Origin of the sequence: Streptomyces sp. NPDC021356 (assembly GCF_040641015.1) — a bacterium.
Classification (GTDB): Bacteria; Actinomycetota; Actinomycetes; order Streptomycetales; family Streptomycetaceae; genus Streptomyces.
The window spans coordinates 136971-149584 of the sequence record NZ_JBFACU010000015.1 but is presented as its reverse complement, the minus strand read 5'-3'; the positions used below and the strand labels follow the sequence as shown (position 1 = coordinate 149584).

Sequence of the window (12614 nt, the reverse complement as noted above, 5' to 3'; positions counted from 1 at the left end):
CCCCGGATGCCGGAATGGCTTCCCTGCCTCGGGGCGCCGCCACACATCCGGCGGGGGTGAGGACGGTGAGCCGGGGGCCGGCCGGGTGCGTACCGGTCCGCACGGGTGCGACGCAGTGTGACGCAGGTACGTCCTGGTCCGTCGGTCCGTACGTGCCGCCGGGCCCGCCGCGGGAACACGGGGTTCCCGCGGCGGGCCGGTCGTGTCACCGCGCGCGGAGGGCGCGGCGCGTCAGCACCACGGCACGGTGCCGCGCACCACCCGCACGTAGTGGGCGGAGACGTAGCCGCGTACGTGCGCGAGCCGGTACCACTGGTGCGTGCCGCGCACCCACGAGCCGTAGGCCCGGCACTTGAGCGCCACCAGCCGTCCCGCGTGCCGTACGCCGATCACGTGGTAGCCGGTGCCCGGGCCGGAGCGAACGTGCAGCGGCGAACGGTAGGTGACCACCCGTCCGAAGGCACGGTGCGAACGCCTGTGCGTGGCACGGTGGTTGACGTGGTGGGTGGTGGGGTGGGCGGCGTGCCGGGCGGTGGGGAGCGCCGGCTGGAGCAGGTGTGCGGGGAGCAGGTCGGGGACGGTCGCCGACACGGCGGTGCGCGGGGCGGGGGCGGCCGGGGTGGCGTCGGCGGCGGTGGGCACGAGCGCGAGCATCGCGACCGTGGCCAGCAGGCCGCCGGTGAGGGTCCGTCGGATCATGGAAACCTCCGGGCTGTCGTTCTGTGACCACGTGCCGTGATCACCTGCCGCCCAGCGTTTCCGTGTGGCCGGCCCGGAATGCCGTCCCCGCGTCCCGGGGACGGCGGGGACGTCCCAGGGGCCGCGCTCGGACGCGTTCCCCGCGCTCGGACGCGTTCTCCGTGCCCGGCTCTGAGCGCCGCGCCCGGACGCGTTCACCGTGCCCGGCTCCGCGTTCACGGCGAGTGCACTCGCGAACTACTTGAGTAACGCAACGATATGGTAAACTGGCCCCATGTCCACCGCATCCCCGCCCCCCGGACCCGTCTCGCCCGAAGTGGCCGAGATCGAGCGTGCCCTCACCCGGATCACGTACCTGAGCACGCGGGCCCGGCAGCACGAGAAGCTGATGGCTCTGGCCGGTGTTCCGCTGGACCGCGCCGCGGTGGCCCTGCTGCGCCAGATCGCCGACTCCGAGCCGCTGCGGCCCGGCGAGCTGGCCCACCGCCTGGGCGTGGAGGCCTCCCACGTCACCCGCACCGTCCAGCAGCTGGAGAAGTCCGGGCACGTCACCCGCGTCCCCGACCCCGACGACCGTCGGGCCCAGCGTATCCGGCTCACCGAGCCGGGCCGGGACGCCATCGCGCGCGTCCGGGAGGTCGGCGCCCGGGGCATGGAGGCCGCCCTGTCCGGCTGGTCGGCCGACGAGCTGCGCCGGCTCGCCACCCTGTTCCACCGCATGGTCGACGACTTCCTCGCCTACGCCAAGGACGTCGACCCCGAGCAGGAGGCCGCGGGGGAGACCACCACCCGTGCGGGCGCACCGGCCGGCTGAGAGCAGCCGCGCGGGTGCGGTAGGGTTGACCCGCGCGTTCGCACGGGACACCGCACGGACGCATCGGGACGTGGCGCAGCTTGGTAGCGCACTTGACTGGGGGTCAAGGGGTCGCAGGTTCAAATCCTGTCGTCCCGACTTTACGAAGTCGCGGGTCAGGGGCCGTTTCAGAGCAGATCTGAAGCGGCCCCTTGATCATTCTCGGGGACCAGCCGGGGACCAGCGCACTTGACTGGGCTGAAGAGGCCTTGACCCGGTCAAGGTGCGCCGAACGGCTTGTCATGGTGCGAAGGGCGGCCCTCGACAGGCCAATGCCCGCACGCTCGCGCTCATCAGCAGCGGTCGGCACTCGTGCCTAGGCTCCGGGTCGCTGACAGAAGGCGGGTGTCGCGGTGCCGTCGTTTTGGCTGCGGAGGAGAGGCTGACGTCCCGTCAGGGGGCCGAGGCGCCGGCCCGAAGGGGGACTGGGCGGTCCCTGTCCGCGTCACAGGCCGGCGTACGGACCTGTGACCGCCGCCGTGGCTGCGCAGGACAGGTAGTTCTTCGCGTGGTGGAATCCGTAGCCCGCGTGCACGGTGTCCGTCAGGTCCAGGCCGATTCCCTGGAATGCGCGGCCGAGCCCCGAAGGGATGGCCACAGGGTCGCCGGGGTCCGCGATGTTCACCCACCGGCGCACGCACGCGGGCCGCTCGCCGCGGCGGCCCTCCGGGCCGTCCTCGGGGCGGGGCAGCAGCCGGTCGAACACGGCGCGGGGCATCGCCAGCGGAGAGCCGACGGTCAGCAGCAGCTCGATGTCCAGTTCGGGATGTGCGTGCAGCGCCTCGTAGGCGACGACGGAACCGAGGGAGTGCGCGATGACGATCCGAGGCCGGTGCAGGGCGATCCGCGCGGCCACCTCCTCGCGGGCGGCCGTCCGGGCGGGGTCGTTGTCATGCCGCAGATAGGCGGCCACCTCGCGGAAGAAGACCCGGATGAACAGCCGGGTCAGCCGGCCGTCCAGGCTGAAGTGTTCCGCCACCCAGGCCGCAGCGTGGCGCAGGGGCAGCGTGAGCGCGCCCTGGCTGACCGGCCGCGGGGCGTCCAGGGCGTCCAGCCACTGGGCCATCAGCTCCCGGGCGAGCGGGTCGTCCAAGTCCTCCGGGTCGCCGTCCCCCTGGGTCACGGGGCCGGTGCGGAGCAGCGGCGCGTAGTAGGCGAAGTCCCAGTCGAACGACGAGACGGGCACCTTGAGGCCGGACGCCAGATGCGACGCCCAGTCGGCCGCGCAGGCGGCGCGCACGGCGTCCGGGGCGCGACGGCGGTCGAGATGTCCGACGCCGTGCACGCCGACGATACGGACCGGGGTCGTTGTCACGAGGGCCTCCACGCCGCGGGGGTGAGAGTCAGGGCGATCACCTCGTGCCCCATGCCGAGCACGATGTGTCCTTCGGGGCCGACGCCGACGCTGTGCGGGACGTCGGGCAGGGCAAGAGTGGTCAGGCACCGGCCGTTCGCGAGGTCCCACACCCGGGCCGTGCGGTCGTAGCCGGTGGTGATCGCCCACGTGGTGTCGCCGCGTACCAGGGCGGCGATGTCCGTCACGCCGTCGGTGTGCCCCTCGAGCACCGTGGCCTCACGGGGGTCGCTCAGGTCCCAGACCCGTACGGCGCCCTCACTGTTCCCGGTGACCGCGACGGGCAGGCCGCCGAGGGTGGTGGCCGAGACGGCGGTGACGGCTGGCGCGTCGCGGTCCAGGGGGACCGATGCGGCCTGCTCGTCGCCCAGGTCGGGATGCCAGTCGGCCCCCGACGCGGCCGCGAAGACGGCGGCGAGCCGGTCACCGACGACCACGACGTCCATTGCCCGGACCTCCTGGGCGATGACACGGACGGCGCGTCTGAGGGTCACGTCCCACACCCGGACCGTGCCGTCCGCGGCGGCCGTGACGGCGAACGGCCGCTCGTGCAGGACCGCCAGGCCGACCCCGGTCACCGGTTCGGTGTGGCGGGTGAACACCGCCGTTGTCCGGCCGCTGACCGCGTCCCACACACGCGCGGTCCGGTCGGTGCTGCCGGTGAGGGCGACAGGCCGCCCGGCCACGACGGCCATGGCCACGCCGGTGATCGGCCCCTGGTGCCCTTCCAGCACCGTTCTGGTGGTTCCGGCGGTCACGTCCCACACCCGTGCTGTGTGGTCGTGGCTGCCGGTGACCGCGAGCGTACTGCCGTCGACCGAGGCGGTGGCCGCGTCGGTGACCGCGTTCGTGTGACCCGGCAGCCCGACCGCGGTGCTGCGCGCGGACAGGTCCCAGACCTGGACGGTCCCGCGCTCGCCCGCGGTGACGACGACGGGCCAGCCCGCCGGGTCGGCCACGGCCACTCCAGACAGCCACTGCGAACTGCGGTCCACCGTCGTGGTGGCGGCGGTACGGCCCGTGGACAGGTCCCACACGCGGGCCGTCCCGTCCCTGCTGGAGGTGACGGCGACGGGACGGCCGTCGAGGACCGCGGCGGCCGCGCCCGTCACCCAGTCGGTGTGCCCGACGAGGACCGTCTCCTGACGGCCGTTGATCAGGTCCCAGACGCGTGCCGTGCGGTCCCGGCCGGCGGTGATCGCCACCGGCCGACCGTCCATCACGGTCAGGGCCGCTCCGAGGACCCAGTGCGTGTGGCCGGTCAGGGTGAGGCCCGGCCCGTGCGGTCCGGTGTCGAGGTCCCAGACGCGGGCCGTGCCGTCGTAGCTGGTGGTCACTGCCACGGGCCAGCCCTGGAGCACCCCGGCGGCCACCGAGGTCACCGGGGCGGTGTGGGCGGGCGGGAAGGTCCTCGGGGGGCTCTCCGCGAGCAGGTCGGCGGCCAGGTCCCAGACGTGGACCGTGCCCGTGTAGGCAGTGATCACCGCGATCGGCCGGCCTTCCACGGAGGTGGTGGCCACGCCCGTCAGCAGACCGGCCAGGACGCGCTGGACGGAGATGGTGCGGCCGGTGGCCAGGTCCCACACACGAGCGGTGCCGTCCCAGCTCGAGGTGACGGCGACCGGCCGGCCGCCGGCGGCCGTCACCGACACCGCGGTCACGGGGCCGGTGTGCCCTTCGAGGGTGTGGGTGGTGAGTCCGGTTGCCAGGTCCCACACCCGCACTCTGCCGCCGTAGCCGGAGGTCACCGCGACGGGCTGCCCGTCGAGCACCGTCAGCGCCACGCCGGTGACCTCGTGCGTGTGACCCTCCAGCGTGGCGGTCAGGGACGTCCCGGCCTGCTGGCCGGTGGCCCACCGGTGCTGCCAGTCGCTGCCGCGGGCCAGCTCGCGGCCGAGTTCGAACGCCTGGAAACGTGCCGCGTCCAGGGCCAGGATCTGCCGCCGCTGGTACGGCTGGAGGCGCCGGTGGGCGCTGTAGGAGGCCCGGTAGACCATCGCGGCGACCCGGGCGTCCCGCGCGCCGGCGCTGCTCAGGATCTCGGAGACCGCCTCCGGGTCCGCCTCGACGAGGAAGTCCGCGTCCAGCAGCAGGTCGTCCGCCCGGCTCGCCCGTACGGCGTGCTGGGCGGCGTGCCGCAGCAGATAGGGGTCGGCGACCTGCCAGAGGCGCCGACCTTCCCCGGCATCGGGTACGGAGTCCAGCAGACGGGCGTAGACCGCTTCGGCGTACGGCGACCGGATCGGCGCGTTCAAGCCCCGTCCCCCCTGCCCAGGCCGTGCGGATCGGCGCGCAGGCGTTCGGCCAGGCTCTCGTGGAAGAGCCGGTACAGCGTGGTGCCGTCGACGTCGACATCGCGCCGCAGGTAGAAACGGGCCTGGTCCAGGGCCTCGCGGACGAGCGCGGGCCTGAGCGGCTCGCTTCCGGCGGCCTGTGGGCCGACCGCGACGTTCTGCGGGGCGAAGGCGACGGCGGCGTGCGCGAGGACGCGCTCCGGCATGCCCAGCCCCTCCGCGTGGGCCAGGGCCGCGAGCACCGGGCGCATCCAGGGCCGGTCGCCCGGGCCTGCCAGGTCCAGGTGGAGCAGCTCGGTGAGTTCCCGGGGCGTGGCGAGCCCCAGTTGCCGAGCCCGGGACGGGTCGCTCTCGACCGGCAGGGTCAGGAGATGCCGCAGATAGAGGCCGGCGACGAGGAACTCGCCCCACTCCAGGGGAGGTTCATCGGCCGGGCCGGCCTCTCCCGGGGATCCGACGAGCCGGGCGGCGATGCCTGCCGCGAGCTCCCGGGCGGCAGCCGCGTTCTCCTTGCGCTCGTAGGGGCCGCCGCCGCTGGCCAGCAGGTCCCGGACGTACGCCTCCAGATCGTTGCGCAGGTCGTCCCGGTCGGCCGCGTTGAGGTCGATCAGCAGCCCGTCCCGCACGGCGATGTCCAGCAGCACGCCGAACGGCGGCTCAGGCCGCGCGCCGATCAGAAGGCGCACGCCGTTGCCGCCCGTGGCCTCCTGGGCGAGGGGCATGAGCAGCGCCCGGACCACGTCCGCCGGCCGTTCGGCCTCGTCCAGGGCGTCGAGCACGAGCGTGGCGGGTTCCTTCGGGTCCGTACCGGTGAGCCGCGCGAGCCCTTCCGCGTCCCATCCGCCAGTCGGCCTGTCCTCGGGGCGGGCCCCGAGCTGACGGGCAAGGGAGTCGGCTATCTCCTCCAGGTTGCGGCGGCGCGCGTGCACGACGGCGAGCCGGCTGTTGGCCGCGGGGCGGTGCGGCAGGGGCAGCCACAGGTGCTGGGTGGCCGTGCGGAGCGCGGGATGGGCGGCGCAGACCATCACGCCCAGCAGGGCCGACTTGCCCACGCCAGGCTTGCCGGTGACGACGCCGAACCGTGGACCCGCGCCGTCGAACCACTCGGTGAGTTCGGCAGCCTCCTTGTCGCGGCCCCGGAAGTAGCCCTGGGTGAGCCCTCGATCCAGGGCTTCGGCGCCGGCGCCCCGCTTCATGAAGTGCAGCGGGTCGAGCGCCTCGTCGGCCAGCGGCACCAGGTCCTCGTCCAGCTCGGTGGAGAGGCCGGCCCCGGCACGGTACTCGGGGTTGGGAAAGAAAGGCAGGTGGTCGAGCGTGTCGAAGAACGGGACGTGGCTTCCGGCGAGCTCTTGGGACAGGCCCTCCTCCGCGTTGAGCCTCGCCACCTTGCGCTTGATCTCGCGCACGACCGTCGGCAGCGGGATGTAACGGCGCGAGGGGTCCGCACGGAGCAGGCCGTCGCGGTACTCGTTCAGCACCGCCGTGGTGGCGCGGCTGAGCCGGTAACCGAAGGCCCTGTCCCTCGCCCCGGAGGCGGCGATCACCCAGGCTCGTCTCTCCAGGGTGCGCATCTGGGGGTGCCAGGGGAGTTCGGCGGCGACACCGGAGTGGCACAGGTCGAGGATGAACAAGGTGAGGGGTCGGACCTTGTCCGGGTGCGACTCGATCAGGCTGATCCACGCGACGACGGGATCGTCGAGGTTGCGCCCGTCCCGGCCCACCGCGTGCAGCGTGCGCTCGCCGGAGGCGGCGATCCGGCCGTGCGCCACCAGGTGCACGACGAGTACAGCGGTGTCGTCGTCCGGCATGGTGATCGCGGCCCGGATCCGGCCGGACGGGTCGCCGTCCCCCGCCTCGGCGGATGAAGGCGCGTCGCCGCCTGCGGAGGGCGGCCGGTAGCCGAAACGTGCCAGCGCCTTCGCGACCTCCGCCGCGCGGCGCGGGGCTTCGGCGAGCGGGTCGAGTTCCTGCTGTTCCAGCGACGGCGGTCCGTCCTGACCGTCGTCGTCGATCGGAAGACCGATCGTGAGCATCGTCCGCAGCACAGAACCCCCGGCCCCCGTCGTCGTCCCCGCCCGGCCGGCTCCCGCCGTCCGCACGCTCGCGCGGACAGCGTCGCGGCCGGGACATCGAGCGATCTTCGCAGGTTCGGCCACCCGCCACCACCGAGTCCGGGACATTCGTCACGGGGCCGGGGAGGGGGAGTTGTGGGTGCGCGTCCGGGCGCCTGCCCGCCCACCCCGCCCGGTGGACGCCGCCTTCCCTGCCTCGTGGACACCCCCTTGACTGTGGCTCCAGGTGGCCCGACACTCGAGAGGAATCCTAGTGAACAGGTAGGGAATCATGTGGCGCCTTGAGCCGGAGACCGGCCGTGTGAGCCGTACGTCCCGGCCGTCGCCCCCGACCGGCGAGGTCGCCCCGCTCAGTGCACCCTTGCCCGGCGCGCCCCCGCCCGTCCCGCCCCTGCTCACCTCGCGCCGCCACATCGACCTGCTGCGCGTCTGCAGCGCCCTCGGCGCTCCCGGCTGAGCCGGGCGTCTCCAGGCCCGCAGTGCCTGGCCCCGGCTCCACGGCTCCGACACCGCTTCCGCAGCGCGTGCCCTCGCGCGTGCCCGTACCCGGGGAGACCCATGTCCGTCACACCGCAGGCCGCCCACCTCGCCACCCGCCCCGCGCCCGCGTTCCGGGGCCGCATCGGCCGGGACGCGCGCAGCGGACACTACGCCGTGCCCGGCCGCTACCGCCTCCACCTGTCCACCGCCTGTCCGCAGGGGCTGGCCATCGCCGTCACGCACAGCCTGCTGGGCATCGCGGACAGCTGTCCGGTGACGTTCCTGCCGGCCGTCCCGGACGGACAGGACGGCGGCCACACAGCCCTGGAACCGCTGTACGAGGCGAGCGCCCACCGCCACCCCGGCCCGGCGCTCGCCCCGGTTCTCAGCGACGGCTGGTCGGGACGGATCGTCAGCACCCACGCCCCCGACATCACCCGGGACCTGGACCGGTACTTCGGCGACGGCAGGGCCGCCCTGTACCCGCGCGACGCCGCCGCCGAGATCGAGGCCGTCGAGCAGCTGTGCGCACGCGGTGTGGAGGAGGCCGCCCAGCGCGCCGGGCGCGCGGACGGCGATCCGGCGGAACGCGCCTCGGCGCTCGACGTGCTGCTCGGCGCGCTGGACGAACTGGAGCACCGGCTGACCGGCCACGAGCACGTCACGGGCGACCGGCTCACGGGCGCCGACGTGACGCTGTGGGTCACCCTCGTCCAGCTCGACACCGTGCACCGCCACCACCTCGACGCCCACGCGGTGCACCGCATCGCCGGCCGTCCCGCCCTGTGGGACCACGCCCGGCGCCTCACCGCGCACCCGGCCTTCGCCGCCCACCTCGACCTGGCCGGCACCGCCCGCCGCCACCGCGCCCGCTGCCGGGGCCTGGAGGCCGCCGGCGCCGCCGTCCAGATCCTCGACTGGGCCGCCCACGCGGACGGCACCCGCCGGATCCACCGGCCATGAACCGCCGTGCCCGACGGTCCACCTGACGGACCGGCGTTGACTTTCGAACGGACAACTGCCTTAACTTACGGCCCGGAAGGGACGCGGGACCACGCGCCCGTACACCCCTGACCGGGACCGGACGCCCGGGCGCCCCGGACGGTCACGACGACGCGCGCGGCGGCCCCCACGGCCCGCCCCGCGGATCCGGCTCCCGGGCCCCACAGCGACGAGCGACAGGTGACGGACATGTACGCAGCTCCCCGGACGGCCACGGGCCGTGCCCAGGGCTGCGTTCCGCCGTCCGCGCAGCGCCTGGTCGCCGACCGTGCCGTCGACCTGCTCCGGGTCAGCAGCGCGCTGTGTACCGCGCCGGGCCGCGCCCGCCGCCGGGGCTGACGAACTTCCCGCAGCCCCGCCCGAGAGCCGGACACCGCAGTCGCGGTGATCCGTCGTCCGCCCGCCCCGCCACCGCGCCTCCACCGGTCCCACGCCGTCCGCCCAGCGGTCCACGCCCCGCTGCGCGCCGCCGGCGCGGCCGGGTGCGACCGCCGCCGTGGCCCGGGGCGTCCGACTCCGCCGGAGCCCACCCATGAGTGAACCCCCTGGCGCCGCCGTGTCCCTCGCCGAGGCACCGCCGGCCGCCACCACGCCTTCGCCGCTGCCCACCCTGCGGATACGGCCCGCGCGCCGCCCCGGCCGGTGGATCGCCACCGCCGTCGTAGTGGTCCTGGTCGCCCAGTTCGCGCACGGCCTGGTCACCAACCCCTTCTACCAGTGGGACCGCTTCGGCTACTGGTTCCTGCGGCCGACCATCCTCGACGGCCTCCTCGTCACCCTCGAAGTCACCGCTCTCAGCGCCGTGCTGGGCCTGCTCGGCGGCGTCGTCCTCGCCCTGGCCCGGCTCTCCCGCAGCCCGGTGCTGCGCGCGGTCAGCTGGACCTACGTGTGGGCGCTGCGGTCCGTGCCGCTGATCGTGGTGCTGATCTTCCTCTACAACTTCTCCGCCCTGTACCGGACCGTCAGCATCGGCATCCCGTTCGGCCCGGCCTTCTTCCGGTTCGACGAGTCCCGGCTCGCCACCGACATGGCCGTCGCCGTCGTCGGGCTCAGCCTCAACGAGGCGGCCTACGCGGCCGAGGTGGTCCGCGGTGGCATCCTCTCCGTGGACCAGGGCCAGTACGAGGCCGCCGCCGCCCTCGGCCTGCCCAGGGCCCGCCAGTTCCGGCGGATCGTCCTGCCGCAGGCCCTGCGCTCCATCGTCCCGAACTACGTCAACCAGCTCATCGGCCTCGTCAAGAGCACGTCCCTGGTCTTCTACGTCTCCCTGCTCGACCTCTTCGGCTCCGCGCAGACCATGGGCTCCACCTACCCCGGCGACATCGTGCCGCTGCTGCTGGTGGTCACCGCCTGGTACCTGGTCCTGACCAGCGCCGTCTCCGTCGTCCAGTTCCACGTCGAACGCCACTACGCCCGGGGCGCCCAGCGCGTGCTGCCGCCGACCCCGCTGCAGAGGCTGCGCGGCCGGCTCACCGGGCTGCGGGAGCGCGTGCGCCGCGAAGCCGCCGTATGACCACCCCGCTCCTCGCCGCGGTGGACCGGGCGCCGGTCCACCACCGCCCCCTACTCCTGCGAAGGACAGCCATGCCCACCCTGCGTCTCCCCGGCCGGGTCCCGCGCGCACTCACCGCCGGCACCGCCCTCGTCACCCTCGCCGTCCTCCTCACCGGCTGCGGCGGTGACAGCGAGGCCGCCACCGCCACCGGGGACGCCGCCGGGAAGGTCACCGTGGGACAGCTCTCCAACGGCGCCGCCCGGCAGACCACCCTCGACGTATCCGAGGTCAAGGCCCTGCACGCCGAACTGCCCGCCGCCGTACGGGCGAGAGGCACGCTCGTCATCGGCGTCGGCGCGCTGCCCTCCGGCTTCCCGCCGTTGGCGTACGTCGGCGGGGACCAGAAGACCCTCACCGGTGCCGAGCCCGACCTCGGCCGGCTGGTGGCAGCGGTCCTCGGTCTGAAGCCCGAGCTGAAGAACTCCACCTGGGAGAACATGTTCGTCGGCATCGACAGCGGCCGGACCGACGTGGCCTTCTCCAACGTCACCGTCACCGAGGAACGCAAGAAGAAGTACGAGTTCGCCTCCTACCGGCAGGACAACCTCGCCTTCGAGGTGCCCGCGAAGAGCACCTGGACCTTCCGCGGCGACTACCGCGCCCTCGCCGGGAAGACCGTGGCCGTCGGCTCCGGCACCAACCAGGAGAAGATCCTGCTGGAGTGGAGGGACCGGCTCGCCCGCGAGGGCAAGCAGCTCACCGTCAAGTACTACCAGGACAGCAACAGCACCTACCTGGCCCTGGCGAGCGGCCGTATCGACGCCTACTTCGGCCCCGACCCCGGTATCGCCTACCACGTCCGGCAGAGCGCGAACACGCCCCGCGCGACCCGCACCGCGGGCACCTTCTCCGGTGCGGGCGCGGGCCTGCAGGGCCTGATCGCGGCCACCGCGAAGAAGGACAGCGCACTGGCCAAGCCGCTCACCGACGCCCTCGACCACCTGATCCGCGACGGTCAGTACGGCAAGTGGCTGGCTGCCTGGAACCTCTCCGACGAGGCCGTCGCCAAGGCCGAGACCGACCCGCCCGGCCTGCCCCTCGACAACTCCTGACCCCCGGACCTCCAGGAAGGCACCCGCATGTCCACGACCTCCTCTTCCCCCGGCCCGCTGCACCTCGCCGTGGCCCTCGACGGCACCGGCTGGCACCCCGCCTCCTGGCGGGAGGCGGTGTCCCGGCCCCAGGACCTGTTCACCGCCCGGTACTGGGCCGACCTCGTCACGGAGGCCGAGCACGGGCTGCTCGACCTCGTGACCCTCGAGGACGGGCTCGGCCAGCAGTCCTCCCGCTTCGGCGAACCGGACGGCCGCACCGACCAGGTCCGCGGCCGCCTGGACGCCGTACTGATCGCGTCCCGCGTCGCGCCCCTCACCCGGCACATCGGACTGGTGCCGACCGTGGTGGCCACGCACACGGAGCCGTTCCACATCTCCAAGGCGATCGCGACCCTCGACCATGTGAGCGGCGGCAGGGCCGGGCTGCGCGTCCAGATCACGCCCCGCCCCCACGAGGCCGCCCACTTCGGCCGCCGCACCTTCCCCCCGATCACCCTGGAGGGCCTGCGCAGCCCGGCCGGACAGGAGCGGATCTCCGAACTGTTCGACGAGGCCGCCGACCACGTCGAGGTCGTGCGGCGGCTGTGGGACAGCTGGGAGGACGACGCGGAGATCCGCGACACCGCCACCGGGCGCTTCATCGACCGCGACAAACTGCACTACATCGACTTCGAGGGCCGTTTCTTCAGCGTGAAGGGCCCCTCCATCACGCCCCGTCCGCCACAGGGCCAGCCGGTCGTCAGCGCCCTCGCCCACCAGACCGTCCCCTACCGGCTGCTCGCCCGCCAGGCCGACATCGGCTACGTCACCCCGCGCGATGCCCCCGACGCCCGCCGCATCGTCGACGAGATCCGCGCCGAACAGCGGACGGCGGGCCGCGCCGACGAGCCGCTGCACGTCTTCGGCGACCTCGTGGTCCTCCTGGACGACGACCCGGCGCGGGCCGCCGCCCGCAAGGACCGCCTCGACACCCTCGACGGCGCCGAGTACGCCGGCGACGCCCGCGTCTTCACCGGGACGGCCGCACAACTCGCCGACCTGCTGGAGGAGTTGCGCACCGGTGGGCTCACCGGCTTCCGGCTCCGGCCGGCCGTCCTCGGCCACGACCTGCCCAGGATCACCCGGGACCTCGTCCCCGAACTCCAGCGCCGCGGCCTCTTCCGGCACGCCTACGAGGCCGGCACCCTGCGCGGCCGGCTCGGCCTCGCCCGCCCCGCCAGTCGCTACGCCGCCACCGCCACCGCCTGAGC

11 protein-coding genes and 1 tRNA gene are annotated in these 12614 nt (G+C 74.0%); 8 read left to right on the top strand and 4 right to left on the bottom strand.

The annotated features are described in order from the left end of the window. Positions 1-231 precede the first annotated feature (231 nt). Complete coding sequence (locus tag AB0G56_RS21765) at positions 232-699, bottom strand: SH3 domain-containing protein (RefSeq protein WP_360971740.1); 468 nt, start codon at positions 697-699, stop codon at positions 232-234. Between the two features lie 274 nt (positions 700-973). Between AB0G56_RS21765 and AB0G56_RS21760 the strand changes: the two genes are divergently transcribed. Continuing rightward, entirely contained in the window at positions 974-1513 is a 540-nt protein-coding gene (locus AB0G56_RS21760) for a MarR family transcriptional regulator (RefSeq protein WP_360971738.1), read from the top strand. Between the two features lie 64 nt (positions 1514-1577). After that, positions 1578-1651: transfer RNA gene (locus AB0G56_RS21755), tRNA-Pro, on the top strand. A gap of 346 nt (positions 1652-1997) precedes the next feature. On the opposite strand, the gene AB0G56_RS21750 is transcribed toward AB0G56_RS21755, so the two are convergent. Genes AB0G56_RS21750 through AB0G56_RS21740 form a run of 3 tightly spaced genes read right to left on the bottom strand, consistent with a single transcriptional unit; the run spans position 1998 to position 7233 of the window. Beyond that, positions 1998-2867, bottom strand: coding sequence for a serine peptidase (locus tag AB0G56_RS21750; protein ID WP_360971736.1), 870 nt, complete (start codon positions 2865-2867; stop codon positions 1998-2000). Further along, positions 2864-5161, bottom strand: a complete 2298-nt coding sequence (locus AB0G56_RS21745; RefSeq protein ID WP_360971734.1) for a WD40 repeat domain-containing protein — start codon at positions 5159-5161, stop codon at positions 2864-2866. The genes AB0G56_RS21750 and AB0G56_RS21745 overlap by 4 nt, the downstream gene beginning before the upstream one ends. Next, positions 5158-7233: an ATP-binding protein gene (locus tag AB0G56_RS21740; RefSeq protein ID WP_360971732.1), complete on the bottom strand. Its 2076-nt coding sequence runs from the start codon at positions 7231-7233 to the stop codon at positions 5158-5160. The genes AB0G56_RS21745 and AB0G56_RS21740 overlap by 4 nt, the downstream gene beginning before the upstream one ends. Positions 7234-7543: 310 nt before the next feature. Here AB0G56_RS21740 and AB0G56_RS21735 point away from each other — a divergent pair, with 310 nt between their 5' ends. From AB0G56_RS21735 to AB0G56_RS21710, 6 genes are all read left to right on the top strand, one after another. Continuing rightward, complete coding sequence (locus AB0G56_RS21735; protein ID WP_360971730.1) at positions 7544-7729, top strand: putative leader peptide; 186 nt, start codon at positions 7544-7546, stop codon at positions 7727-7729. Between the two features lie 101 nt (positions 7730-7830). After that, a complete protein-coding gene (locus AB0G56_RS21730; RefSeq protein ID WP_360971728.1) occupies positions 7831-8715 on the top strand; it encodes a glutathione S-transferase C-terminal domain-containing protein in 885 nt (294 codons plus the stop codon). Between the two features lie 228 nt (positions 8716-8943). Continuing rightward, a complete protein-coding gene (locus tag AB0G56_RS21725; RefSeq protein WP_360971726.1) occupies positions 8944-9093 on the top strand; it encodes a hypothetical protein in 150 nt (49 codons plus the stop codon). A gap of 193 nt (positions 9094-9286) precedes the next feature. Beyond that, positions 9287-10267 carry an amino acid ABC transporter permease gene (locus AB0G56_RS21720; protein ID WP_360971724.1) on the top strand — a complete coding sequence of 327 codons (981 nt, stop codon included), beginning with the start codon at positions 9287-9289 and terminating at the stop codon, positions 10265-10267. Between the two features lie 71 nt (positions 10268-10338). Further along, on the top strand, positions 10339-11361 hold the full coding sequence (locus tag AB0G56_RS21715; RefSeq protein ID WP_360971892.1) for an ABC transporter substrate-binding protein: 1023 nt from the start codon (positions 10339-10341) through the stop codon (positions 11359-11361). 27 nt (positions 11362-11388) lie between these two features. After that, the gene (locus tag AB0G56_RS21710; RefSeq protein WP_360971722.1) at positions 11389-12612 is read left to right on the top strand and encodes an LLM class flavin-dependent oxidoreductase; all 1224 of its coding nucleotides are present in this window, start codon (positions 11389-11391) and stop codon (positions 12610-12612) included. Positions 12613-12614: the final 2 nt, after the last annotated feature.

Coding starts and splice junctions, on each gene's coding strand:
- AB0G56_RS21740 (WP_360971732.1), bottom strand. CDS start 7,233: ATGCTCACGATCGGTCTTCCGATCGACGACGACGGTCAGGACGGACCG.
- AB0G56_RS21720 (WP_360971724.1), top strand. CDS start 9,287: ATGAGTGAACCCCCTGGCGCCGCCGTGTCCCTCGCCGAGGCACCGCCG.
- AB0G56_RS21715 (WP_360971892.1), top strand. CDS start 10,339: ATGCCCACCCTGCGTCTCCCCGGCCGGGTCCCGCGCGCACTCACCGCC.
- AB0G56_RS21735 (WP_360971730.1), top strand. CDS start 7,544: ATGTGGCGCCTTGAGCCGGAGACCGGCCGTGTGAGCCGTACGTCCCGG.
- AB0G56_RS21725 (WP_360971726.1), top strand. CDS start 8,944: ATGTACGCAGCTCCCCGGACGGCCACGGGCCGTGCCCAGGGCTGCGTT.
- AB0G56_RS21730 (WP_360971728.1), top strand. CDS start 7,831: ATGTCCGTCACACCGCAGGCCGCCCACCTCGCCACCCGCCCCGCGCCC.
- AB0G56_RS21710 (WP_360971722.1), top strand. CDS start 11,389: ATGTCCACGACCTCCTCTTCCCCCGGCCCGCTGCACCTCGCCGTGGCC.
- AB0G56_RS21760 (WP_360971738.1), top strand. CDS start 974: ATGTCCACCGCATCCCCGCCCCCCGGACCCGTCTCGCCCGAAGTGGCC.
- AB0G56_RS21765 (WP_360971740.1), bottom strand. CDS start 699: ATGATCCGACGGACCCTCACCGGCGGCCTGCTGGCCACGGTCGCGATG.